The organism is Pseudomonas sp. SIMBA_068 (assembly GCF_046534705.1).
GTDB lineage: Bacteria > Pseudomonadota > Gammaproteobacteria > Pseudomonadales > Pseudomonadaceae > Aquipseudomonas > Aquipseudomonas putida.
The window spans coordinates 1-240 of the sequence record NZ_JAWRYI010001514.1 but is presented as its reverse complement, the minus strand read 5'-3'; the positions used below and the strand labels follow the sequence as shown (position 1 = coordinate 240).

Here is a 240-nt window from a genome sequence, read left to right as displayed (position 1 = left end):
GGTCGTTGCTGGTGCGGATGGCCAGGTCGATACGCTCATCCACCAGGTTGACGGTACGGTCGAGCATCTGCAGTTCCACCTTCACGCCTGGGTAGCGCCGCACATAGGCAGCCACCGCATCCACCAGTTGCGCCTGGCCAAAGGACGTACTGACGCTGATGCGCAATGCGCCCTTGGGCGCGTCATCTGGCTGTTGCACGGCAGCCTGCAGGTCACCGGCCAACTCCAGCAACTGCCGAC

1 protein-coding gene is annotated in these 240 nt (G+C 63.8%); it reads right to left on the bottom strand.

Going from position 1 to position 240, the window contains the following annotated elements; all coding sequences use genetic code 11:
- The coding region (locus SB756_RS34725) for a LysR substrate-binding domain-containing protein (RefSeq protein WP_410913840.1) at window positions 1–240 on the bottom strand (240 nt) is incomplete at both ends.